Here is a 506-nt window from a genome sequence, read left to right as displayed (position 1 = left end):
CCTGATGGGGCTTATCGCCTGTGCGGCCGGCGCCGCCATCGGTGTCTTCATCAGCTATAGCTTAGGGCTGGCGCTGCTGGGCTTTCTGCTGCTGATCGGCAGCCTGGAGATCATCTTCGAGTGGAAGACCCGCCACCAGAGCCATCTGCTACCACTGGACAGATATGGGCAGATCTTCTCAGCCATCTGGTACCTGCTGACCGTCGGCGCCCTGGTCACTATTATCTGGTATCTCGCCGGTAGCGGCGATGATATGCTCGGCCTGCCACTCAAGATACTGCAAAGCTAGATCACACACCCAACCTGAATCCTCGCGCCTCGCGCCCATTCTGGGGGCGAGGCAATGCTTCTCAAAAAACTAGCCTCCCAGGTCGAATTAAGTGAATGAAAGTTAAATTTTTTCACATTTTTTCGCCAACTCGCTTTCAAGACAGCCTCAAAAATATTTATTCAAATAAAACATATAAATAAACAACCAAAAACTAGCCATTCTTGGGCTGTTTTTA

1 protein-coding gene is annotated in these 506 nt (G+C 50.6%); it reads left to right on the top strand.

Annotated features, from left to right (window positions below; genetic code table 11):
• On the top strand, positions 1–289 hold a 289-nt coding region (locus tag F2B26_RS17865), incomplete at its 5' end, for a hypothetical protein (protein WP_201292845.1).
• Positions 290–506 lie beyond the last annotated feature (217 nt).

Origin of the sequence: Cellulomonas citrea (assembly GCF_009829685.1) — a bacterium.
Lineage (GTDB): Bacteria > Actinomycetota > Actinomycetes > Actinomycetales > Cellulomonadaceae > Cellulomonas > Cellulomonas citrea.
This window is presented reverse-complemented; position numbering and strand designations above follow the sequence as displayed.